The organism is Halomonas sp. 18071143 (assembly GCF_019211725.1).
In the GTDB taxonomy this organism is placed as follows: domain Bacteria; phylum Pseudomonadota; class Gammaproteobacteria; order Pseudomonadales; family Halomonadaceae; genus Vreelandella; species Vreelandella stevensii.
This window is the reverse complement of the sequence record NZ_CP078120.1, coordinates 2,803,207-2,822,986: the sequence shown is the minus strand read 5'-3', so window position 1 is coordinate 2,822,986 and position 19,780 is coordinate 2,803,207. Positions and strand designations below refer to the sequence as shown.

Sequence of the window (19,780 nt, the reverse complement as noted above, 5' to 3'; positions counted from 1 at the left end):
TTCTCTTCGCTGCGTCCTGGTCACGGGTGCACTTTGGCGTTAGGCCCATCACATTGAGGGTTGGGTTCTCGTGATATTGCGCATCGCTGTTGGTTTCTTGATCTTGTTCTCGGCATCTGGCTCGGCAAGCGAGCCGCCTGCCCCGGCGCAGCCCAGCGAATCGGATGTTCGTTTGGAAACCGCCACCGGCACCCTTTTTGGTTCTCTGCTCCTGCCGCCCTCTACCGGGCCACATCCGCTTGTGTTGCTGCATGCCGGTTCCGGTCCCACGGATCGCAATGGCAACAGTGCTATTTTACCGGGAGCAAACGACAGCCTGAAGCTGCTTGCCGAGGCGCTTGCTGTGCGGGGGATCGCCTCGGTCCGCTATGACAAGCGGGGAGTGGCGGCCAGTGCAGCCGCTGCACCTTTGGAGAATGAGCTTCGCTTCGACACCTACGTAGAGGATGCCGCCGCATGGGTTCGTCAGCTTCGAACGGATCCTCGCTTTGGCACGATCACCCTGCTCGGGCATCGCTGCCTGTAGCCCCACTGTTGGTGGAGCGCATCGTCGAATTCACCGACCGTGTGCAGCGTCTACCTTAGAAGCCCAACCAGCCTTATCGCCATTCAGGCGCTCCTGCCCTGGGCCGCTGGGGGCTGATATGTTAGGCCTTAAGTGGCTTATCCTAACAGCATCTGTTTGAAAAACTGGTTGGTGATCTTACGAGGGCCTATCCACATTGAGGGAAAGCTCAGCGTTAAATCAGTAGTGATACCGCAGTTGGGCAACAAGCAAAGCGTCGTCCGTGACCTTGTAAACGATGCGGTGTTCTTCGTTGATTCGCCGAGACCAGTAACCCGCGAGGCTGTGTTTAAGGGGTTCTGGCTTGCCGACTCCTTCAAATGGCTCTCGCTTGATTTCTTTGACTAGCTTGTTGATTCGGTTGAGAATCTTTTTGTCAGTTTTCTGCCAGTATAAATAGTCTTCCCAGGCGTTCTCGGAAAAGATGAGCTTCATTCAAGAAGCTCCTTTTCCTGACCGCCCCCTTGCTCCAACTCGGCAACGGATTCCAGTAAACGGCGGGCGTTTTTGGGCGCGCGCAGGAGGTAGGCTGTCTCTTGCAGTGCTTCATAGTCTTCGAGAGAGATCATGACCACGGATTGCGCCTTATTGCGGGTGATGATCACAGGAGAGTGGTCTTCACAGACCTGCTCCATGGTTTTTGCTAGGTTGGTTCTAGCGGCGGTGTAGCTGATGGCATCCATAAAGGGTACTCCTGTACGCGATCTTGTTAATGTACAGAATAGCGTACAGGGTTGGGTTTGCCAATTGGCTTCGCCTCGTTCGGTTTTCTCCGCTTTATAACAGCGGTTGAGCCGGTGATGCCCACGAATCGTATCCCACGCTAAGCCGTTGATAGGCGTTTGCTCACACCATCATCAAGCCCTGCTTGCGTGTTGGCGGCGGATAGGCGGCATCCATCTGTGCCAAGTCCTCATCATCGAGCCGGACCTTATCCGCATCAGCGTTCTGTTTGAGGTGGTCCAGGCTCACGGCTTTCGGAATGGCGATCACGCCGGGGTGGCGCAGTGCCCAGGCAAGCGCGATTTGCGCGGGAGTGGCGCTGTGTTTGTCAGCGATGCGTTGCAGGGTGCCGTCTCGAAGTAGCGCGCCGCCTTGCCCGATGGGGCAGTAGGCCATAAGGGGCATGTTTTGCTGGGCTTGCCAGGGCAGCAGGTCGTACTCGATGCCCCGTGCTTCGGGGTTGTAGAGCACTTGGTTGGTGGCGCACGCGGGCGCGTTTAGCTCTTCCAGGTCGTCAACGTCGAAGTTCGATACGCCCCAACGCAGGATCTTGCCCTGCTCGCGTAGCCGCTCAAACGCTTCCACGGTGTCGCTCAGCGGGTACTGGCCGCGCCAGTGCAGCAGGTAGAGATCAATCGTATCGGTGCCCAATCGGCGCAGGCTGCGTTCGCAGGCGGCTTGAACACCTTCGGTGCTGGCATTGTGGGGGTAAACCTTGCTGACCAGATACGCCTGCTCGCGCCGCCCACGAATGGCTTCACCCACGATTTCTTCAGCACCGCCCTCGGCATACATCTCGGCGGTATCGATCAGCGTCATCCCCAAATCCAGGCCTTCACGCAGCGCCCTGACCTCAGCCTGCCGCTGCCTGGCATCCTCGCCCATGTGCCAGGTGCCCTGACCAATACGGGGTACGCTGGTGCCGCCTAGCTCAATCGTCTGCATATCTTGCTCTCCTGGTGGCATTCCTGTTGCAATGTGGTTCTGGCTGCCCGAGGCCATCGCCGTTCATGCACCCAGCGTAGACTATCCGTGCCTCGAAAATTTTCTATTTTGTCTCTTCAAGGATACGTTGCTATAGTCTATTGAAGTAACAGGCGTTAGAGATACCATGCCGGAAATTGATGCGTTGCTCGGCCTTTCTTTTTGCTTGTATTTTTTTGATAACAAGCAACATAAGCTACCCCACCTTCATGTGAAGTATGGTAGCTACGAACTGATCATTGCGATTGAAACGGGTGAGTGCCTGGAGGGCTATCTACCTAACAAGCAGCGTAAGAGAGCGGAGAGCCATATTTTCGATCACCGTGAACAGTTGATGGTGATGTGGCACAAAGCAGTGAATGGCGAAAACCCGGGTAAGCTAGGTGACGTATGCTAAAAATCGTGGATGTTGATGTCATTTCAGGTCATGCCTTGGCGCTAACGTTCAGCGATGGCTACTTCGGCCGCGCTGATCTGACAGCTTACTTCAGTAAGCCTCCCTTTTCTGAGATCAAGGATTTCAAGCGTTTTTCCTTAACACCAGAAGGATCCCTCAATTGGAGCGGCAACGAGCTTTCTGCGGCAACACTGCGTGCTATTACCAAAGGTGAGCAAAAATCCGCAGACGTTTTTGTTAACGTTCAAGAAATGGAAGCCGTCATTAAGCAGGCTTCCTGGGAGTCGATGAAAGAGGGACGCGCCGATATTTTGCAAGCCGCCATTCGCTCTTATGTGGAACAATTTGGTCATAGTCAAGTGATTGCGAAAGCAGGTATCAAAAGTCGCACCAGTGCTTATCGTTCCTTAAAACCTGAAACCAGGCCCAATTTTGATACGTTGGTTCAACTGGGGCACGCAGTGATTGAGCTCGCGCAAGAGCGTGCTGTCAGTATCAACGAGTCTTCCATTTAAGCTGTATTCTGCGTTTATGCATTGAAGGTATTCGCACCCAGCGATTGAGCTAAAGGAACCCCCGTGGCCGAATACACCGCTTCCATCCAGTGGGTCCGTGGGGCCGATGAAGCCTTTATAGATCAGCGCTATAGCCGTGGGCACGAGTGGGTGTTCGATGGGGGCGTACGCGTGGCGGCGTCGTCATCGCCCCATGTGGTGCCGTTGCCCTACTCGGTGGAGGCCAACGTCGACCCGGAAGAGGCGTTCGTGGCTTCGCTTTCCAGCTGCCACATGCTGTTCTTCCTGGCCCTTGCCGCGCAGCAGGGCTTGGTGGTGGAAAGCTACGTGGACCACGCCGTGGGGGTGATGGAGAAGGGCAGCGACGGGAAAATTGCCATGACCAGGGTGACACTGCGGCCCAAAGCGCTGTTTGCAGCGCAAGCACCTTCTGTCGAGACGCTCGAACAGCTTCATCACGCCGCCCATGAAAAGTGCTTTATCGCCAACTCCGTCAAGACCGAGGTCGTGACCGAGATTTAGCGTTGAAGCGGGGCTGTAGGGGCTGCGCAGGATGGCAAAACGTTCTGGCAGCGGTTAGCCTAAGTGGTTGATGGATACTCTCGGTAAGCGGATAGGCACTGCCATGGAATACTCCTCTAACGTCACGTTGGCGCTGGCCGACGCTTCGACATTCGATGCATTCAAGCAAGAACTCAAGGCCTCGTTCAGCGTGGCCGTGGAAGAGGCCTTTGGTGCGGTAGAGCCGGGTCTGATTCCATCGGATGATGATATCGACCAATCCCTGACCGCCCCCGATGCCGTGGTGCATCACATCCTTTTGGATGGCGAGAAAGTGGGCGGTGCGATTGTCACCCTGGAGGCATCGACCCAGCGCAATACTCTGGATCTGTTCTACCTCTTGCCCAACTCCCTCGGGCGTGGGGTGGGCTATCGTGCCTGGCAGGCTATCGAGCAGGCGTACCCCGCCACGCGGGTATGGGTGACCCACACGCCGTACTTCGAAAAGCGCAACATCCACTTTTATGTCAACAAGTGTGATTTCAAGATCGTCTCTTTTTACCACCGTGACTACCCCGCCCCAGGCGACGAGGCGCGGGGCAGCAAGGCACACAGGCTAGAGTTTTTTGGTTTTGAAAAAGTCATGATGTAAGCCCGCAAGAAAAGGATTTTAAAGTGACCGTAAGAGCAGCAGAAAGAAGTGATATTGCCGCCATGGCCGAGGTGTATCAGGCCTGTTTCCCCCGCGAGAAGAACCATGCCCAGTGGATCGAGGCATCGTTTAACGCCTACCCGCGGGGCGTGTACTACGTGGTAGAAGTAGCGGGCGTGGTGCGTGGCTATATCCTGTGGTGCGTAAAGAATGGCTTTCGGGAAAAAAGCATCATCGAGCTGGAGCAGATCGGCATTCATCCCGACGCGGCGGGCCAGGGGCTGGGTAAGCGGCTCATCGTGGAGTCATTGGCTCCGTTCAAGGCCCACGTGCGTGGCCTGGGCTGCGGTGTCGGGGCGGTGATGGTGACCACCTCGGAAGGCAACTTCGCGGAAAAACTGTATCAATCGACCCTGGGGGTTTCCCGCGCGGCGGTGGTCAGCGGTTATGGCGCCGGGGATGAGGTGATTCTGTATAACCCCAGCATGGCGTAGCCAGCGATGGCGTGCGGAGAATTTTCAAGGAGCAGAACATGAAGGGCGAGTGCCTGTGTGGGGAAGTGGCGTTCACGATCGAGGGTGAGCTGCTTCACCTGTACCAGTGCCACTGTTCGTTATGTCGCAAGGCCACCGGCGCGGCGGCCAATGCGGCCACCTTCGTGCCGGGGGAGCAGTTTCAGTGGCGCTCGGGGCAGGAGAATGTCCGCTCGTATCAGCGGGAAAGCGGCTATCGCAGCGACTTTTGCGCCACCTGCGGTAGTCCGGTGCCGAATCAACTGCGCGGCAGCGACTGGATGTGGGTGCCTGCTGGGCTGTTGGAAGGCGAGACCGATGCCAGGGTGGCGGTGCATTTGCATGTGGCCTCGGCGGCTATCTGGGAGCAAGAAACCAACCACTGCCAGCGTATCCAGGGCTCGCCCGAGAGCCTTCAGGCACTTCACGCTCTGCTTCAGTAGGCACTTCACGCTCTGCTTCAGTAGGCATGTCATGCACGCTCACTCACATCACCGTTGTATTCGTGCCTTTCAGGCGGACGACATGGACCCCGTGCTGGCTATTTGGCTGGCGGCGTCTATCCAAGCGCATGATTTTATCGAGCCTGACTTTTGGCACGCCCAGCGCGATGCCATGCGGGAGCGATACCTTCCCGCCTCAGAAACCTACGTAGCCGAAACCTCAGGCCAGGTGGTGGGCTTCTATAGCCTTTACGAGAACACCCTGGCCGCGATTTTCGTGCAGCCAGAGGGGCAAGGCCGTGGCCTGGGTAGTGCGCTACTGGAAGATGCCAAACGCCGTCGAGCATGGCTGGAACTGACCGTCTATGCCCAGAATACGCCCAGCATTCGTTTTTACGAAGCGCGCGGCTTTGTGCGCATGGGCGAACAGCAGGATGAACACACGGGAGCGCCGGAGCTGCTGATGCGTTTTAGCCCCTCGTAAGAATAGCGCTACACTCATGTTGTCTATTTTCCCTTACTGCCCAGGAAGGTTACCCATGAATCACCGCCAACCACGCTGGATGCGTGCCACGCTATCGGCGTGCGTGCTGTTCGCTTCGTCTGTTGCAATGGCACAAGACGACCCCATTACCGCCGAGCTGGCGCGTATCGAACAGGCGCTGGACGCGCGCATTGGCTTTGCGGCGCATGATCTGGCCACGGGCCAGCGCTGGGAGGTGAACGCGGATGAGCGCTTTGCCATGTCCAGCACGTTCAAAACGCTGGCGTGTGGCGCGCTGCTGGAGCAGGTGGATGAAGGGCGGCTAGCGCTGGATACCGAGGTCAGTTTCGATGAATCGGCGCTGGTGACTTACTCGCCGGTGACCGAGCAGTATGCGGGGCACCAGCCAATAACGCTGTTCGAGCTGTGCGATGCCACCATGACCACCAGCGACAACACGGCGGCCAACCTGATACTGGAAGCCCTGGGCGGGCCGGAAGCCATCACGGCTTTTGCGCGCCGCCTGGACGATTCCGTCACGCGGCTCGACCGTTTCGAGACCGAGCTGAACGAAGCCACGCCCGGGGATGAGCGCGACACCACCACGCCTAATGCCATGTTGGCCACGCTGGAAACGCTGGTGCTGGGCGATGTGCTCACCCCGGAATCTCGGCAGCAGTTACAAGACTGGATGAAGGGCAACGCCGTGGCCGATGGGCTGTTTCGTGCCGCCATGCCTTTCGATTGGGTGATCGCCGATAGAACCGGCGCAGGTGGCTATGGCTCTCGTTCCATCACGGCCATCATCTGGCCTCCTGAACAGGCGCCCACCGTGGTCGTGTTCTACCTCACCGAAACAGACGCATCGTTCGAGGCACGCAACGAAGCCATTGCGTCGTTGGGGAAGGTGGTGCAAGCGTATCTGGATGAGCGCTAAACATCGCTCCTGATTACCCGCAGGGTGGCTCATGGGCTACCCTGCGGGTGATGTACATGAGGCTACGCAGGTTACAGTGCCTGTAGCATACCGGTAACGCCACCGCCGGTATGCTCTATCAGTACCATCACCCCAATCCCGATCAATACTACCCCGCCTATCAGTTCTGCCCAGTGGCCTACGTAGCGCCCCAGTTTGTGGCCAAGCAAGGTGCCCATCGAGGCCATGACGGTGGTCGCCAGGCCGATGGCCAGGCTGGTGGTAATGATATCCACGTCGATAAACGCTAGGCTGGCGCCGACGGCCATGGCATCCAGGCTGGTGGCAATGGCGGTCAGTACCAGCAGCCATAGCGTTTGCTTGCGGTGGGCTACCTGCTCTTCTTTTTTGAGCCCTTCGCAGATCATGTGCAGGCCAATGGCGGTCAGCAGTACAAACGCGACCCAGTGGTCCCAGGCTTCCACGTACTGTTGAGAAGCCTTGCCTGCTACCCAGCCCAGTACTGGGGTGATCGCTTCGATGGTGCCGAATATCAGGCCAATGCCCAAGGCATGTCGCCAGCGTGGTTTGGTCAGTTCGGCCCCTTTGCTGAGTGATGCAGCAAAGGCATCCGCCGACATGGAAACCGCTAAAAAGAGCAGGGCTACAGGTGTCATCGCAAACGGCTCACGTTATCTGAAGAACCAGTGAATACCTATACCCGAGTATGTGGGTCGGGTATTTGAATGGACGGAATCCTATCAGGTTTTAGAGTGATAACAAGCGCGTTATTAAAAAAATAAAGTTTGCGTTAAGTAATAAATATAGCCTTGGCTAAGAATATGAATGTCAGCTTATTTTGTTGGTGTTTATTAATCTTGCAGGCAGGTTGAAACGAAGAAAAGGCCAAGCACGATGAACAGGCCGCTCTCATCGTGCTTGGTTCAGGGCTGAGCGTGTCAGATTAGCCCGCTAACCCCCATTCAATGGTGGGAAGTGCAGAGGAAAAGAAGGGGCGATCACCTTTTATCGTCACTCGCTCACCGCGACGTGCTTGCCCAGCGTAGTCGAAAATAGCGCGGTGCTGAGTGCAACGATTATCCCAGATGGCCAGGCTGTTGGGTGTCCAGTTCAAACGCACGGTCCATTCGGGGGCCTCTTGATGCTGGTAGAGAAACGCCAGCAAGGCTTGGCTTTCGGCATGGCCAAGCTCCACGATTTCCCGGGTGAAGCCACGGTTGACGAACAGGCTTTTGCGGCCTGTTTCCGGGTGTGTGCGTACCACGGGGTGAATGGCCTCCGGGTAGGTGGCCCCATTGTTGAAGCCAAACTGGCTGCGGTCTTTGGCCGCTTGATTGCCATAGTGCAGGCGGTAGGTTGCCTCTCCTGAGTGAACAGCGGTGAGGCCCTCCAGAAAACGCTGCAGGGCGGGAGAAAGCGCTTCGTAAGCAGCATAGCCACTGCTGAACAGAGTGTCTCCACCTCGTGCGGGAACCTCACGCAGGTATAACAAACTGCCCAGCGGTGGCTCTTCGTCGCAGGAAACATCCGAGTGCCAGTGCCCGCCGTTGACAGCACGCTTGCCGCTTCGAATGGCTTTGGGGTCATTCGAGGAGTTGGCATCGGCTTCGATGGGGAATATCTCTGGGTATCCCTCGGGAGCCTTGGCCATGGGGTGAATATGCAACTCGCCAAAGCGCTTGCCCAAGGCAATATGCTGGTCTCGGGTAAGCACTTGATTGCGCAGTATCAAGACCTGGTACTCCAGAAACAGCGCTTTGAGTGTGGAAAATCCCTCTTGGTCGAGGTGTGCTGCGTCGAGCCCTTCGACTTCTGCGCCAATATGACCACTGAGTGGGCGTACCGACAGGACAGTGTTTTTATTTCGCGTAGTCAGCATGTGGTTAGTCTCCTGGCGTAGGTGGCCGAGCCTTTTTTTGAAAAGCATCGTTTTGAAAAGCGTCATTTTGAAAAGCGTCATTTTGAAAAGAGTTGCGTTGCTGTCGTGACACTATTGAAGACCCTTGAAGAGTTTTCCAAATAACAAAATCGGCTAACGTTTTTATACGATGCACATGGCGTTTTTTTGAATAACGTTTTCAGCCAAGGAGTGATAAGCGTGCTTAAAAGAGTCATTTCTGATGATGCCAGCCGCTCGTTAAGGTGGTGCCATCCATCACTTGGCTTGGAGCACTTTCATGAAACAACGACTGTTTTCTACCGTTGGCGTATCAGGCACCCTATTGGCCGCCTCCTTGGCAACGGCGTCTCCGGTGTTTGCCGACGAACCGCTGCGTATTGCCGAGCAGTTCGGCATTACCTATCTCTTGCTGCATGTTGCCCGTGACCAGTCGCTGATCGAAAAATACGCTGCCGAGCGAGGGGTAGACGTAGACGTTGAGTGGCTGCAGCTGTCAGGGGGGGCCGCGGTCAACGATGCGCTGTTGTCGGGCAGTATCGATATTGCCGGGGCGGGCGTTGGGCCGCTGTTGACCGTGTGGGACCGGACCCATGGCAATCAGAATGTCAAAGGCGTGGCGTCGCTGGGCGAGTTTCCCAATTTCCTGATCACCAACAACCCTGAGATACGCACGCTGGCCGACATCAGCGAGCGAGACCGTATTGCCGTGCCTGCCGTTGGCGTATCGGTGCAGTCACGCTTTTTGCAAAAGGCGGTGGCGGATGCCTTCGGCAATGATCAGTTCGATCGGTTGGAAGGCAACACCGTGGCGTTACCCAATCCCGATGCCACGGCTGCCTTGATTAGCGGTGGCACTGAAATCAACACCCACTTCTCAGCGATCCCTTTCCAGTATCAAGCGCTCGAACATGAAGGCGTGCACAAGATCACCGATTCGTACGAGATCATGGGCGGGCCGATTTCACCTACCGTTCTGTATGCCACAGAGGCATTCCGCGCTGACAACCCTGAGGTCTACGCAGCGTTTCTGGAGGCCCTGGAAGAGGCCAGAACCTTCATAGAAGAAGACCCTCGCGAAGCGGCTCACATCTATCAGCGCTTGAGCGGCACGCAGCTGGATATCGACTTTCTGGAATCGATCATTACCGATGAGCAAGTGAGTTTCTCGCTGGTGCCCCACAACACCTTCCCTCTGGCAGAGTTTCTGTTTGAGGTCGGCGCGATACGTAATGAGCCCACCTCATGGCAGGACTACTTCTTCGATGATATCCACGCTTGGGAGGGGAGCTGATGTCGATTGCACTGCGTAAACGCCATGTGCTGGGTGAGGCCTCGCTGGATCGTGAGGCTTACTCCCCAACGAAAACACCCGTTGCCGCTGCAGCCCCCAGGCTGGAAGTCGACAACGTCACTTTGGAATACCGCACGCGTCAGCATGTCGTGAAAGCCACACAGCAGGTGAGCTTCAACGTGCAGGAAGGTGACCGGTTCGTACTGCTGGGGCCTTCGGGCTGTGGCAAGTCTACGCTGCTCAAGGCCATCGCGGGCTTTCTTACCCCTGTGGAGGGCAGTATTCGCCTGGATGGTCATACCTTGCATGGCCCTGGCCCCGACCGCATCGTGGTGTTTCAGGAGTTTGATCAGCTACCGCCCTGGAAGACCGTCAAACAGAACGTCATGTTCCCACTGCTGGCCTCTCGCACGTTGGGCCGCAAGGCGGCGGAGTCACGTGCGCTGGAAACACTGGATAAAGTCGGACTGAGGCAGTTTGCCGATGCCTACCCGCACACGCTTTCCGGTGGCATGAAACAGCGCGTGGCCATTGCCCGAGCGCTGGCCATGCGGCCACGGATATTGCTGATGGATGAACCCTTTGCAGCGCTCGATGCGCTCACTCGGCGCAAGATGCAGGAGGAGTTGCTGGCCCTGTGGGAGCAAGAGGGCTTTACGCTGCTGTTCGTGACCCACTCCATCGAAGAGGCACAGGTCATTGGCAACCGAGTGTTGCTGTTGTCGCCCCATCCCGGACGAGTGCGCGCCGAGCTGGGCTGCGCTGACGATAGCTTGCACAGCCTGGGCAGCGAAGCCACGAAAGCGCGCACGCAAACCATTCATCGGCTGCTATTCGAACATGAGGTGGCGCCATGAGTGTGTTAGCCAATCCTGTGGAAGAGACCCAGGTCACGTCTTCTACGACCGCGCGTTACAGCTATGTGGAAGGGCTTTACTGCCCGCGCTGCGCGGCCGAGTACGCCCATCAGCACGTTCAACAGCTTTGCCAGTGTGGCTCGCCGCTACTGGTGCGCTATGACCTCGAGGCGCTTGGGCGTTCATGGCCGAAGGAGGCGCTTGCCCTGCGCCCCTGGAACCTGTGGCGTTATCACGAGCTGCTGCCCGTGACGACACCAAGTGCCATCGTCAGTTTGGGGGAAGTGGTCACACCGCTGATCGAGTTGCCTTCACTGGGTGCCGACATGCGCCTGAATAATCTGGTCATGAAAGACGAAGGCCTGTTACCCACGGGATCGTTCAAGGCGCGAGGGGCGGCGGTGGGCATTTCCCGCGCCAAAGAATTGGGGGTGACGCACCTGGCCATGCCAACCAATGGCAATGCGGGTGCCGCGTGGTCGTTATATGCCGCTCGGGCAGGCATCAAGGCCACCATCAGCATGCCGCTGGATGCCCCCTTTATTACGCGCCAGGAGTGCGCTGCAGCAGGCGCCCGTCTGACGCTGGTCGATGGCGTGATCAGTGATTCGGGCAAACAAATTGCGGAGTGGGTAAACGCCACCGGTCATTACGATGCTTCCACTCTCAAAGAGCCGTATCGCATCGAGGGCAAGAAAACCATGGGCCTGGAGTTGGCCGAGCAGCTCGGTTGGCAACTGCCCGATGTAATTCTGTACCCCACGGGCGGTGGCGTTGGGCTCATCGGTATTTATAAAGCCTTGCAGGAGCTTCAAGCACTGGGTTGGGTGACCGGCAAGCTGCCGCGCTTGATTGCCGTGCAAGCCAGTGGCTGTGCGCCCATCGTCAAGGCGTGGCAAGAAGGCGCTCGGGTATCCGAGTTTTGGGAGCGCAGCCATACCCATGCGTTTGGTATCAACGTACCGAAGGCGTTGGGGGATTTTCTGGTGTTGGATGCGCTGTATGCCACTGGCGGGCGTGCCATTGCGGTGAGTGAAACGGCCATTCGCTGGGAGCAAACCCGAGCAGCCCAATTGGAGGGCACCTTCGTATGTCCCGAGGGCGCTGCCGTGCTTGCCGCTGCCAGGGAGTTGAGCACGCTCGGCGAAATCGGCACTCATGAACGCGTGGTGGCGCTGAATACGGGCGCGGGCATCAAATACCCCGATAGCCAATCGTTTCAAGTCGACGTACTGGGTAAAGAAAGTGCTATTCCCGTTCTGGGAGAGACGACGGCCTCAGGAGATTCACATGAGCGTACATGACCTGCGTGGTTCCATCGACCCACGTGCTGATCGCTTCTTTGACTTGCCGCCTGTCGATGAACGCGATTTGAAAGTCACGCGCAGCGCTGGTCAACGACTATGGGATCAGAGCGTGGTGCGTAAAACCGTCATTCTGCTGTTATTGGTGGCCGCTTGGGAGGTGGTGGCCAGGGTGCAGAACAATCCGCTGATGCTTCCCAGTGCCATGGAAACCGCGAGTGCCCTTTGGCATGGATTGGCATCAGGCGTGTTGCTGGCAAGGGTGGGGGCATCGCTGAGCGTACTGCTGAAAGGCTTTGCGCTAGGCGCATTTTTGGCCTTGGCGTTGACGACATTGGCGGTGTCCACCCGTATTGGTCGCGACTTGCTGACCACCTTGACGTCCATGTTTAGCCCGCTGCCCGCCATTGCCCTGTTGCCGCTGGCGCTGCTGTGGTTCGGCCTGGGCGAGGCCAGCTTGATTTTCGTGTTGGTGCACTCGGTGCTGTGGGCCATGGCGATCAATATTCACGCAGGCTTTCAAGGTGTGTCAGAAACGCTACGCATGGCCGGGCGCAATTATGGTCTCAAGGGATTGCGCTATGTGGCGTTCATTCTGATTCCCGCGGCGCTGCCTGCCTTGCTGGCGGGGTTGAAAATTGGCTGGGCGTTTGCCTGGCGTACCCTGATCGCCGCCGAGCTGGTGTTTGGTGCGTCGTCAGGCAAAGGTGGCCTTGGCTGGTACATTTTCCAGAACCGTAACGAGCTTTACACCGATAACGTCTTCGCAGGTTTGGTCGTCGTCATTGTGATTGGCCTGCTGGTGGAAAACATCTTCTTCGATAACGTCGAGCGCCTGACGGTGAAGCGCTGGGGCATGGTGCGTTAGAGATTTTCAGGAGGTCGAGTTATGCCATTGCAACAGGTTACCCATTATCTTAATGAGCGCTTATATGCCTTTAATCCTAAAGCCAGTTTGCGGCACCACGCGGCGTTTCATTGGGAGAACGGACGGCTATGGGGGCAGCTTTCCAACCTTGGTCTCTACCCCTATCAGCAGCCTATCTTCTCATTGGAGCGGCAGGACATTGCTGCTTGGGAAGCCAGTGTTGAGATACGTGATCAGCATAAGCAAGAGCGCCAGGCGGAGTGGCTGTATTTTCTTTCATGGAACCAGGAGGATGTGATTTTTTTAGATCGATTTTTACGGGTTTTGCATGCACTCAATCATTTGGCTTTGCATGGTGCCAGTAACACGCCGCTGATTGTGGATGTGCATTGGCGACATATCCAGGCTGTGGAGCTGTCACATGGAATCGTTTTTGAAAGGTTGTTGGCTCATCTAGGCTTGCACCCACGCCAAGTGGTGTTGCGACTTGATGGCTCAGTGGTACTGCAAGAAGAGCATGCTTGGGTCGCAGCCCAAAGCTTTCACCAGCGGGGTTATCCGCTTTTGGCCCATGGCATTCCTTTGGGGGCATCCTCCCAAGAATGGCAGCGCCTTGTCAGAGCTGGTATTGATTGGGTGACACCTACCAGCGATGCACTAACCTTGGCACGCCAGAGTCGAGAGCATTTTCCCCGCCTGGCGCAATGGAGCCGAGATGCTCGGCGGGCAGGTCTGACGACTTGGTGGCCTGGCATTGATCGTCCTGGAGATTTAGGCGTTATGACCCAATTGGAGCCGACATTGATAAGTGGCCAGCAGCTTGCCTCTTTTGTAGCTTCTGTCAATGCGCGTGTGATCTAAACACTTTGAGTGTGTTCATGTGAATATGATGGCTAGTGGCGACTATGTTTCATTTTATTTGGTGCAAATAGCCAAATGCTTGCACTGCCGTGGAGCGCTATTTGAAACGCTATAAGTGAGTGTTACTGCTGGCGTGGCGGCGACCATGAAATAATATTTCTCTTGACGATGAAGAAGAAAATCGATATGAAATAAAATTCCTATAAAGGCGTTACAGGGGAAATAAATTGCTTATTGATCGGTTTGATTTGAAAATTCTTGAACAGCTTCAGCGCGATGATAGTCTTTCTATTGCACAGCTTGCAGAGGGGGTAGGGCTCTCTGTAACGCCATGCTGGCGGCGCATACAAAGGCTGGAAAAAGACGGAGTCATCGAAAAAAGAATTGCCGTACTCAACCCTGAGAAGTTGGATCTTGGGCTGACCGTTTTTGTGATGATTAAAACGGATAAACATAATCAGGCCTGGCTGAGTGAGTTTCAGGAAACGGTCAAAGCCTTTCCTGAAATTATCGAAGTAAATCGCTTGGCCGGTGAATATGATTACTTGCTCAAGGTGATTACGCGCAATAACCAGTCTTATGACGCTTTTTATAAAAGGCTGATTGCCAGAATAGAGCTTAGTAATGTCACATCGTGCTTTTCAATGGAACAAGTCAAGAAAACGACCGAGCTGCCACTTGGCGACCTCTCCTGATGCCAGAGCGACGCTACAACAGGATGTGATTGGCGAGGGGCGCTGGATACCAGGGCCATTTGGTGAGCGCCCTTTGCTGTATGCCGATTACACCGCCTCAGGCAGAGCGCTGGGCATGGTGGAAAGTGCGATACAGGAACAGGTGCTGCCCCTCTATGCCAATACCCATACCGAAACGTCGTTTACCGGCAAAATGACCACGCGCCTGCGTGAGGCTGCGCGGCAAGCCGTTGCTCAATCGGTGGGGGCCGATGATCAATATGCCGTGATTTTCGCGGGCGCTGGCGCTACGGCAGCGATTGATCGGTGTTGCCGTATTCTGGAGCTGTCAGGAAAGCCCGTATCTGAACCCTCCGCGAGACCCATCATCTTCGTAGGCCCCTTCGAACACCATTCGAACGATTTGGTATGGCGTGAGTGCGATGCTGATGTGGTACGCATTCCCTTGGCTAACGATGGCTTGCCGGATCTGGCGGTACTCGAACAACGGTTGCAAGAAAATGCTCACCGCCATACCAAGATCGTCGCGTTCTCTGCGGCTTCCAATGTCACCGGTCTCAAGGTGCCGGTGGCTGAGGTGGCGAGGGTGGCGCATCGGCATGGTGGCATCGTGCTATTTGATTACGCCGCCAGTGGCCCTTACGTGTCGATCAATGTGGCTGGAACAGGAGAGTCTGACTACCTGGATGCCATTTTTCTTTCCCCTCACAAGTGTGTCGGTGGCCCCGGCAGCTCGGGAGTATTGGTGATACGCAAGGCCTTGTGCGTGAACCCACGGCCTTCCATTGCAGGCGGGGGCACGGTCTCTTATGTGACGTCGGAGCATCACCGCTACGTATCCCATATCGAGCGCAGAGAAGAGGCAGGGACGCCCAATATCCTGGGCGATATTCGGGCCGGCCTGGCATTCCGAATCAAGGACATGGTGGGCGCGGAGTCCATCGAGCAGCGAGAGCAGGAGCTGGTGGAACTGGCGCTGGCTCGGTGGGGGCAAGTCGATAACATTCAGTTGCTGGGCCCTCAGGATGCACCCAAGCTGGCTATTTTCTCATTCAATATCATGGCGGGTGAAAAAGCCATTCATCACAACCTGGTCGTGGCCATGCTGAATGATTTGTTTGGCATTCAGGCAAGAGGCGGCTGTTCTTGTGCCGGGCCTTATGGTCATGAGCTGCTGTCGATTGATAAGCACAGAGCTGAAATTCATGAGGGTTTAGTTCAAAAAGGCAGAAGCATATATCGTCCAGGTTGGGTAAGGCTCGGTTTTAACTTCTTTTTTAGCAATGAGACGGCTAACTATGTAATATCTGCTGTCGAGTTTATTGCGCGTTATGCCCCGATATTGATGAAGCTTTATTCCGTTGATGAGCGCAGCGGCGTTTGGGTCGCCCAGCGTATCGCTGTTGGGGAAGCGCCGGATGCCGCTGCTTCACCTTGCCTGCTGGATGCGCTCCTGGCTCATGAGATATCGGTGAGCGAAACACGTGCTACGACCACGCTGGACTGTTTTGCCAAGGGGCTGGAGTTGGTTGAACTTGCCACGACGCTTCCCTTGCCTACCCGTCATGCTGGCGACGATGTACCAATACGTTGGTTCTGGTGGCCAGACGAGGCTGAACAGGCGATGCAAACCCATGTAGAGATGATGCCATGACCCTCACTCCCTCTTTGGCCGGTGCTGGCCTCGCTGCCCTGAATGAACGGGTCAAATACGACCTGGCATGCCTGAACCTCCCCCCCGCCAACTGGGTGCCTGCCCCGTTGGCGAACGATGCCCAGCATGTACATGACGTCGTGATTGTGGGGGGAGGGCAGTGCGGGTTAGTGGCTGCGTTTGCTCTGCTGTCTGGTGGTATTTCGAATATTCGTATCTTTGATCGTAACCCTGCTGGTCTCGAAGGGCCCTGGTTGAATTATGCGCGCATGGAAACCCTGCGTTCGCCCAAGACACTGCCAGGCCCGAGCTATGGGTTTGCCTCGCTGACTTTCCGTGCCTGGTATGAGGCCCAGTTTGGCGAGGCGGCCTGGGAAGCGTTGGACAAGATTCCGCGGCCCACCTGGATGGCGTACTTATGCTGGTATCGTGAAGTGCTCAACCTGCCAGTAGAGAACTGTGTCGAGGTCGATCACGTTCAACCTGAAGGGGAGCTGTTAAGCCTCTCGCTGTCGGGCTCGGGGGCTCCTGCCCAGCGTATTCTGACGCGTAAGCTGATCATGGCCACTGGTCGCGAGGGCACCGGTGCGCCCAAGATTCCCGGCTTTGTGAATAGCCTGCCTCCGCAAGCCTGGGCGCATACCTCGGATGAGATCGATTTTACTGCGCTCAAGGGCAAGCGAGTCGTGGTGATCGGCGTCGGGGCATCCGCCATCGATAACGCGGCGGAGGCCCTGGAGCAAGGTGCACGCGAGGTCCGCTTCCTCATTCGTCGCCAGCAGATGCCTACCATCAACAAGATGATGGGCATTGGCTCGTATGGGTTTACCCACGGCTATGCCACTCTGCCAGATGCCTGGCGCTGGCGCATCATGCACTACTCATTCATTACCCAAACGCCGCCGCCCAGGGGCTCCACGTTACGGGTTAGCCGCCATGACAATGCCTACTTCCATTTTGGATGCGGCATTGAGGGCATGCGCATGGAAGGCGATGAGGTGGTGATAACCACCCAAGCCGGTAAAAAGGTGCGCTGTGACTTCGTCATCCTGGGCACCGGATTCGAAATCGACCCGTTGGCGCGCACCGAGCTTGCCGGATATGCCGACCGTATTCTGCTATGGCGAGATCGTTATGCCCCGCCTGCGGAGCTGCAGCACACCGAACTGGGCAATTTCCCGTACGTTGATCGTGATTTCGCATTCCAGGAGCGGGAGCCGGGAACCGCACCATGGCTGAGTAATATCCACTGCTTCAATTATGGCGCTTCTGTCAGCCTGGGTAAGGTGAGTGGTGACATTCCGGGCATCAGCGAAGGCGCTAGCTGGTTGGCAGGCGCCATTGCGGCGAGCCTGTACCGTGAAGACATCGAGCATCATTGGCAGTCACTTCAGCAGTATGACTCTCCGGAGCTGCTCGGTGACGAGTGGGCGCCATCGCCCCTGCCGTAAGGGCCGCTCGGTTGTCGCGGTTCTGTCTAAATACGTTAAGGAATTCAAATGTCTAATGTTCTGGAATTGGCTGCCGGTGTGCCGAGCAGCGGGCCATTGGCAGATGCCTTGCAAATGCGCGGCAAGCTGATGGACTTGACTCAAGGGTCTTATGAAGCGGCTCTGTTGCCGCAAGATGCAGGCAACCTGCCTGCCAGCCTCCGTGCGGTGCTGGCTTGTCGTATGGCTCGCCTATGCCAGCAGGAAGGCCTGACCCAGCACTATGCCTCCTTGCTGACCAGCTACGACGAAGAGGCAGACCCTTACGGGCTGGCAGAGCCTGGCCGTACCCCTCCGGCTGATAATGTCCGACTGACCGCTATCGTGAATTACGTGGACCTGGTTACCCAGCGCCCCAAGGATGCCAGTGAGCACACCATTGCATCGCTGCGTGAGGCAGGCATCGAAGAAGCCGATATCGTGCGTCTTGCTGGCCTGGTTGCCTTCATCAACTATCAGCTGCGCGTTGCGGCGGTATTACATGTCATGGGGAAAGGCGCATGAGTCGTGTCATTCATAAATTCACCACCCGTGTTCCCACTTGGCGCCCCCATGTCACGCCCATCGATTTTGAGCAGGCGACGCCTGCACAACGCGAGGCGCTGAAGGAAACGCCCTCCAATACCAAAATTTCCGATTACGTGCTGGTGTTGGCCCACGACCCGGAGTCCCTGCGGGTTCGCACGTCACTGTTCAATGGCATCATGTACGACAAGGGCGGACTTTCACGCGAGGAGCGTGAGCTGGGCGCCGTGGCTGCCTCGGTAGTAAACCGGTGTATCTACTGTGCCGCAGTGCATGCTCAGCGCTACAACAACCTGACCCATGATGAACGGGTCATGCAGGAAATATTCTTCAAGGGGGAGCAGGCCGATATCGATGCTCGGCAACGTGCCATTCTGAAGTTTGGCATGCAGCTCTCTGAGTGCCCACCCAAGGTGACAGAAGACGATATTGCCAGCTTGCGCGCTGTGGGGCTCGATGATCAGGAAATTCTGGACCTGACCTTATCCACTACATTGTTTGGTTGGGCAAATCGCTTGATGCACACCTTGGGTGAGCCTGTCTCAGGTTCTTGACCATGCTGGGTTCCGACAAAAACGATACGTACGATTTTGGCTCCAAAAAAAGGATGATCCCCATGACAACACGACATTTCTCTCGGCTGGCTTTGGTTGCAGCGACCTCTTTCCTGTTGGTAACACCTGCCCTGGCAGAAACGTTGCGCCTGGGTACCGTAGTGAGTGCTCCCCACCCCTGGATCGACGCTGCTGAAGCCTTTAAGGCAAGCGTGGAAGAAGCGACCGATGGCCGGGTGAACGTACAGATTTTTCCCGGCGGCCAGTTAGGCAACGACCAGACCATGGTGGATGAAATCCGCATTGGCACCACCGACATGCTGATCGGCGGCGTCATGAACATTTCTCCGTACGTATCCGACTTCGAGATTTTCAGTCTCAACTATTTGTTCGAAGACATGGATGACTTCAAGGCGGCCACTGCGCCTGACTCTGCGGTTTTCGAGTATTTCGATAACGCGGTCAGTGACGCTGGTGTTGGCTTGAAGCTACTCAGCCTGACGGGAGGCGGCACGCGTAACCTCAGCACCAATACGGGGCCCGTGACTGAGCCCTCTGATATGAATGGTGTCAGGATGCGTGTCACCGGCTCACGTCTGGATGCGGAGACATGGCAATCCGTGGGTGCATTGACCACGTCCCTGCCCTGGACGGAGATCTACACTGGCCTGCAAACCGGCGTGGTGGGCGCTTTTGAAAGCACCATCAGCGGCTACTACTCAAGCCGCCTTTACGAAGTAGCGCCCTATCACGCTAAAACCGAACACCAGGTAATGATGAGCCATATTTCCATCAGCGAGAATCGGTTTAACCGCTTCTCCGAGGAGGATCAGGCGATCATTCTGGAAGCCGCGCAACAGGCAGGCGTATTGGGTACCGATAAAGGGGTCGAATACGATGCAGAGTTGATTCAGGAGTTCGAAGACCTGGGCGTGACCGTTACCGAGGTCGACAAGCAGGCCTTCATCGACGCCGTTGTGCCACTGCATAACTCCTTTGCTGAAGAGCGCGGTCTGACCGAGCTGCTTGAAACCATTCGTAATCTGTAAACCGCGATCCATTGCTGTT

General features: G+C 56.4%; 25 protein-coding genes. 20 read left to right on the top strand and 5 right to left on the bottom strand.

Annotated elements, in window-relative coordinates; all coding sequences use genetic code 11:
* Positions 1-70: 70 nt before the first annotated feature.
* Positions 71-526: an alpha/beta hydrolase gene (locus tag KVY02_RS13265; RefSeq protein WP_218313668.1), complete on the top strand. Its 456-nt coding sequence runs from the start codon at positions 71-73 to the stop codon at positions 524-526.
* 219 nt (positions 527-745) lie between these two features.
* Here KVY02_RS13265 and KVY02_RS13260 read toward each other — a convergent pair whose 3' ends face one another.
* From KVY02_RS13260 to KVY02_RS13250, 3 genes are all read right to left on the bottom strand, one after another.
* On the bottom strand, positions 746-1,000 hold the full coding sequence (locus tag KVY02_RS13260; RefSeq protein ID WP_218313667.1) for a Txe/YoeB family addiction module toxin: 255 nt from the start codon (positions 998-1,000) through the stop codon (positions 746-748).
* Positions 997-1,248, bottom strand: coding sequence for a type II toxin-antitoxin system Phd/YefM family antitoxin (locus KVY02_RS13255; RefSeq protein ID WP_039176654.1), 252 nt, complete (start codon positions 1,246-1,248; stop codon positions 997-999). Before KVY02_RS13255 ends, KVY02_RS13260 begins: the two co-directional genes overlap by 4 nt.
* Before the next feature lie 163 nt (positions 1,249-1,411).
* Positions 1,412-2,233 carry an aldo/keto reductase gene (locus KVY02_RS13250; protein WP_218313666.1) on the bottom strand — a complete coding sequence of 274 codons (822 nt, stop codon included), beginning with the start codon at positions 2,231-2,233 and terminating at the stop codon, positions 1,412-1,414.
* Between the two features lie 166 nt (positions 2,234-2,399).
* Between KVY02_RS13250 and KVY02_RS13245 the strand changes: the two genes are divergently transcribed.
* The 8 genes from KVY02_RS13245 (at position 2,400) to bla (ending at position 6,713) form a co-directional block, all read left to right on the top strand.
* Positions 2,400-2,669 (top strand): type II toxin-antitoxin system toxin DhiT, encoded by a 270-nt coding sequence (locus KVY02_RS13245; protein ID WP_081139058.1) that lies wholly within the window; start codon positions 2,400-2,402, stop codon positions 2,667-2,669.
* Complete coding sequence (locus tag KVY02_RS13240) at positions 2,663-3,184, top strand: type II toxin-antitoxin system antitoxin DhiA (protein WP_016914639.1); 522 nt, start codon at positions 2,663-2,665, stop codon at positions 3,182-3,184. The genes KVY02_RS13245 and KVY02_RS13240 overlap by 7 nt, the downstream gene beginning before the upstream one ends.
* Before the next feature lie 63 nt (positions 3,185-3,247).
* Positions 3,248-3,706, top strand: a complete 459-nt coding sequence (locus KVY02_RS13235; RefSeq protein WP_218313665.1) for an OsmC family protein — start codon at positions 3,248-3,250, stop codon at positions 3,704-3,706.
* Positions 3,707-3,809: 103 nt separating this feature from the next.
* On the top strand, positions 3,810-4,337 hold the full coding sequence (locus tag KVY02_RS13230) for a GNAT family N-acetyltransferase (RefSeq protein WP_218313664.1): 528 nt from the start codon (positions 3,810-3,812) through the stop codon (positions 4,335-4,337).
* 23 nt (positions 4,338-4,360) lie between these two features.
* On the top strand, positions 4,361-4,831 hold the full coding sequence (locus tag KVY02_RS13225; RefSeq protein ID WP_039176635.1) for a GNAT family N-acetyltransferase: 471 nt from the start codon (positions 4,361-4,363) through the stop codon (positions 4,829-4,831).
* A gap of 38 nt (positions 4,832-4,869) precedes the next feature.
* Complete coding sequence (locus tag KVY02_RS13220) at positions 4,870-5,292, top strand: GFA family protein (RefSeq protein ID WP_218313663.1); 423 nt, start codon at positions 4,870-4,872, stop codon at positions 5,290-5,292.
* A 31-nt stretch (positions 5,293-5,323) separates the two neighbouring features.
* Positions 5,324-5,776, top strand: a complete 453-nt coding sequence (locus tag KVY02_RS13215; protein WP_218313662.1) for an N-acetyltransferase — start codon at positions 5,324-5,326, stop codon at positions 5,774-5,776.
* A gap of 55 nt (positions 5,777-5,831) precedes the next feature.
* Positions 5,832-6,713, top strand: coding sequence for a class A beta-lactamase (gene bla / locus KVY02_RS13210; protein WP_218313661.1), 882 nt, complete (start codon positions 5,832-5,834; stop codon positions 6,711-6,713).
* Between the two features lie 71 nt (positions 6,714-6,784).
* Here the strand turns inward: bla and KVY02_RS13205 are convergent, their stop codons facing one another.
* Together KVY02_RS13205 and KVY02_RS13200 are read right to left on the bottom strand one after the other, a co-directional pair.
* A complete protein-coding gene (locus tag KVY02_RS13205) occupies positions 6,785-7,369 on the bottom strand; it encodes a manganese efflux pump MntP (protein ID WP_218313660.1) in 585 nt (194 codons plus the stop codon).
* Positions 7,370-7,656: 287 nt separating this feature from the next.
* Positions 7,657-8,592, bottom strand: a complete 936-nt coding sequence (locus KVY02_RS13200; RefSeq protein WP_218313659.1) for a TauD/TfdA dioxygenase family protein — start codon at positions 8,590-8,592, stop codon at positions 7,657-7,659.
* 298 nt (positions 8,593-8,890) lie between these two features.
* Between KVY02_RS13200 and KVY02_RS13195 the strand changes: the two genes are divergently transcribed.
* The 11 genes from KVY02_RS13195 to KVY02_RS13145 all read left to right on the top strand — a co-directional run bounded on the left by KVY02_RS13195 (position 8,891) and on the right by KVY02_RS13145 (position 19,761).
* Complete coding sequence (locus tag KVY02_RS13195) at positions 8,891-9,904, top strand: ABC transporter substrate-binding protein (RefSeq protein ID WP_218313658.1); 1,014 nt, start codon at positions 8,891-8,893, stop codon at positions 9,902-9,904.
* On the top strand, positions 9,904-10,761 hold the full coding sequence (locus tag KVY02_RS13190; RefSeq protein WP_193460797.1) for an ABC transporter ATP-binding protein: 858 nt from the start codon (positions 9,904-9,906) through the stop codon (positions 10,759-10,761). The genes KVY02_RS13195 and KVY02_RS13190 overlap by 1 nt, the downstream gene beginning before the upstream one ends.
* Positions 10,758-12,065 (top strand): threonine synthase, encoded by a 1,308-nt coding sequence (locus tag KVY02_RS13185; RefSeq protein WP_218313657.1) that lies wholly within the window; start codon positions 10,758-10,760, stop codon positions 12,063-12,065. The genes KVY02_RS13190 and KVY02_RS13185 overlap by 4 nt, the downstream gene beginning before the upstream one ends.
* The gene (locus tag KVY02_RS13180; RefSeq protein WP_096922501.1) at positions 12,052-12,933 is read left to right on the top strand and encodes an ABC transporter permease; all 882 of its coding nucleotides are present in this window, start codon (positions 12,052-12,054) and stop codon (positions 12,931-12,933) included. The genes KVY02_RS13185 and KVY02_RS13180 overlap by 14 nt, the downstream gene beginning before the upstream one ends.
* 21 nt (positions 12,934-12,954) lie before the next feature.
* Positions 12,955-13,794 (top strand): EAL domain-containing protein, encoded by an 840-nt coding sequence (locus KVY02_RS13175; protein WP_218313656.1) that lies wholly within the window; start codon positions 12,955-12,957, stop codon positions 13,792-13,794.
* 227 nt (positions 13,795-14,021) lie between these two features.
* Positions 14,022-14,489 (top strand): Lrp/AsnC family transcriptional regulator, encoded by a 468-nt coding sequence (locus KVY02_RS13170; protein ID WP_205738314.1) that lies wholly within the window; start codon positions 14,022-14,024, stop codon positions 14,487-14,489.
* Positions 14,473-16,143 carry an aminotransferase class V-fold PLP-dependent enzyme gene (locus tag KVY02_RS13165; protein WP_256357493.1) on the top strand — a complete coding sequence of 557 codons (1,671 nt, stop codon included), beginning with the start codon at positions 14,473-14,475 and terminating at the stop codon, positions 16,141-16,143. The genes KVY02_RS13170 and KVY02_RS13165 overlap by 17 nt, the downstream gene beginning before the upstream one ends.
* Positions 16,140-17,594: an NAD(P)-binding domain-containing protein gene (locus KVY02_RS13160; protein ID WP_218313655.1), complete on the top strand. Its 1,455-nt coding sequence runs from the start codon at positions 16,140-16,142 to the stop codon at positions 17,592-17,594. Before KVY02_RS13165 ends, KVY02_RS13160 begins: the two co-directional genes overlap by 4 nt.
* Positions 17,595-17,642: 48 nt before the next feature.
* Entirely contained in the window at positions 17,643-18,137 is a 495-nt protein-coding gene (locus KVY02_RS13155; RefSeq protein WP_016914629.1) for a CMD domain-containing protein, read from the top strand.
* Entirely contained in the window at positions 18,134-18,712 is a 579-nt protein-coding gene (locus KVY02_RS13150; RefSeq protein WP_016914628.1) for a peroxidase-related enzyme, read from the top strand. Before KVY02_RS13155 ends, KVY02_RS13150 begins: the two co-directional genes overlap by 4 nt.
* Before the next feature lie 62 nt (positions 18,713-18,774).
* Positions 18,775-19,761 (top strand): TRAP transporter substrate-binding protein, encoded by a 987-nt coding sequence (locus tag KVY02_RS13145; RefSeq protein WP_256357492.1) that lies wholly within the window; start codon positions 18,775-18,777, stop codon positions 19,759-19,761.
* Positions 19,762-19,780 lie beyond the last annotated feature (19 nt).

Excerpts from the sequence above, each read along its gene's own strand:
- KVY02_RS13260 (WP_218313667.1), bottom strand. The coding sequence starts at position 1,000 with ATGAAGCTCATCTTTTCCGAGAACGCCTGGGAAGACTATTTATACTGG.
- KVY02_RS13255 (WP_039176654.1), bottom strand. The coding sequence starts at position 1,248 with ATGGATGCCATCAGCTACACCGCCGCTAGAACCAACCTAGCAAAAACC.
- KVY02_RS13250 (WP_218313666.1), bottom strand. The coding sequence starts at position 2,233 with ATGCAGACGATTGAGCTAGGCGGCACCAGCGTACCCCGTATTGGTCAG.
- KVY02_RS13245 (WP_081139058.1), top strand. The coding sequence starts at position 2,400 with ATGCCGGAAATTGATGCGTTGCTCGGCCTTTCTTTTTGCTTGTATTTT.
- KVY02_RS13240 (WP_016914639.1), top strand. The coding sequence starts at position 2,663 with ATGCTAAAAATCGTGGATGTTGATGTCATTTCAGGTCATGCCTTGGCG.
- KVY02_RS13230 (WP_218313664.1), top strand. The coding sequence starts at position 3,810 with ATGGAATACTCCTCTAACGTCACGTTGGCGCTGGCCGACGCTTCGACA.
- KVY02_RS13220 (WP_218313663.1), top strand. The coding sequence starts at position 4,870 with ATGAAGGGCGAGTGCCTGTGTGGGGAAGTGGCGTTCACGATCGAGGGT.
- KVY02_RS13215 (WP_218313662.1), top strand. The coding sequence starts at position 5,324 with ATGCACGCTCACTCACATCACCGTTGTATTCGTGCCTTTCAGGCGGAC.
- bla (WP_218313661.1), top strand. The coding sequence starts at position 5,832 with ATGAATCACCGCCAACCACGCTGGATGCGTGCCACGCTATCGGCGTGC.
- KVY02_RS13205 (WP_218313660.1), bottom strand. The coding sequence starts at position 7,369 with ATGACACCTGTAGCCCTGCTCTTTTTAGCGGTTTCCATGTCGGCGGAT.
- KVY02_RS13200 (WP_218313659.1), bottom strand. The coding sequence starts at position 8,592 with ATGCTGACTACGCGAAATAAAAACACTGTCCTGTCGGTACGCCCACTC.
- KVY02_RS13195 (WP_218313658.1), top strand. The coding sequence starts at position 8,891 with ATGAAACAACGACTGTTTTCTACCGTTGGCGTATCAGGCACCCTATTG.
- KVY02_RS13190 (WP_193460797.1), top strand. The coding sequence starts at position 9,904 with ATGTCGATTGCACTGCGTAAACGCCATGTGCTGGGTGAGGCCTCGCTG.
- KVY02_RS13185 (WP_218313657.1), top strand. The coding sequence starts at position 10,758 with ATGAGTGTGTTAGCCAATCCTGTGGAAGAGACCCAGGTCACGTCTTCT.
- KVY02_RS13180 (WP_096922501.1), top strand. The coding sequence starts at position 12,052 with ATGAGCGTACATGACCTGCGTGGTTCCATCGACCCACGTGCTGATCGC.
- KVY02_RS13175 (WP_218313656.1), top strand. The coding sequence starts at position 12,955 with ATGCCATTGCAACAGGTTACCCATTATCTTAATGAGCGCTTATATGCC.
- KVY02_RS13160 (WP_218313655.1), top strand. The coding sequence starts at position 16,140 with ATGACCCTCACTCCCTCTTTGGCCGGTGCTGGCCTCGCTGCCCTGAAT.
- KVY02_RS13155 (WP_016914629.1), top strand. The coding sequence starts at position 17,643 with ATGTCTAATGTTCTGGAATTGGCTGCCGGTGTGCCGAGCAGCGGGCCA.
- KVY02_RS13150 (WP_016914628.1), top strand. The coding sequence starts at position 18,134 with ATGAGTCGTGTCATTCATAAATTCACCACCCGTGTTCCCACTTGGCGC.
- KVY02_RS13145 (WP_256357492.1), top strand. The coding sequence starts at position 18,775 with ATGACAACACGACATTTCTCTCGGCTGGCTTTGGTTGCAGCGACCTCT.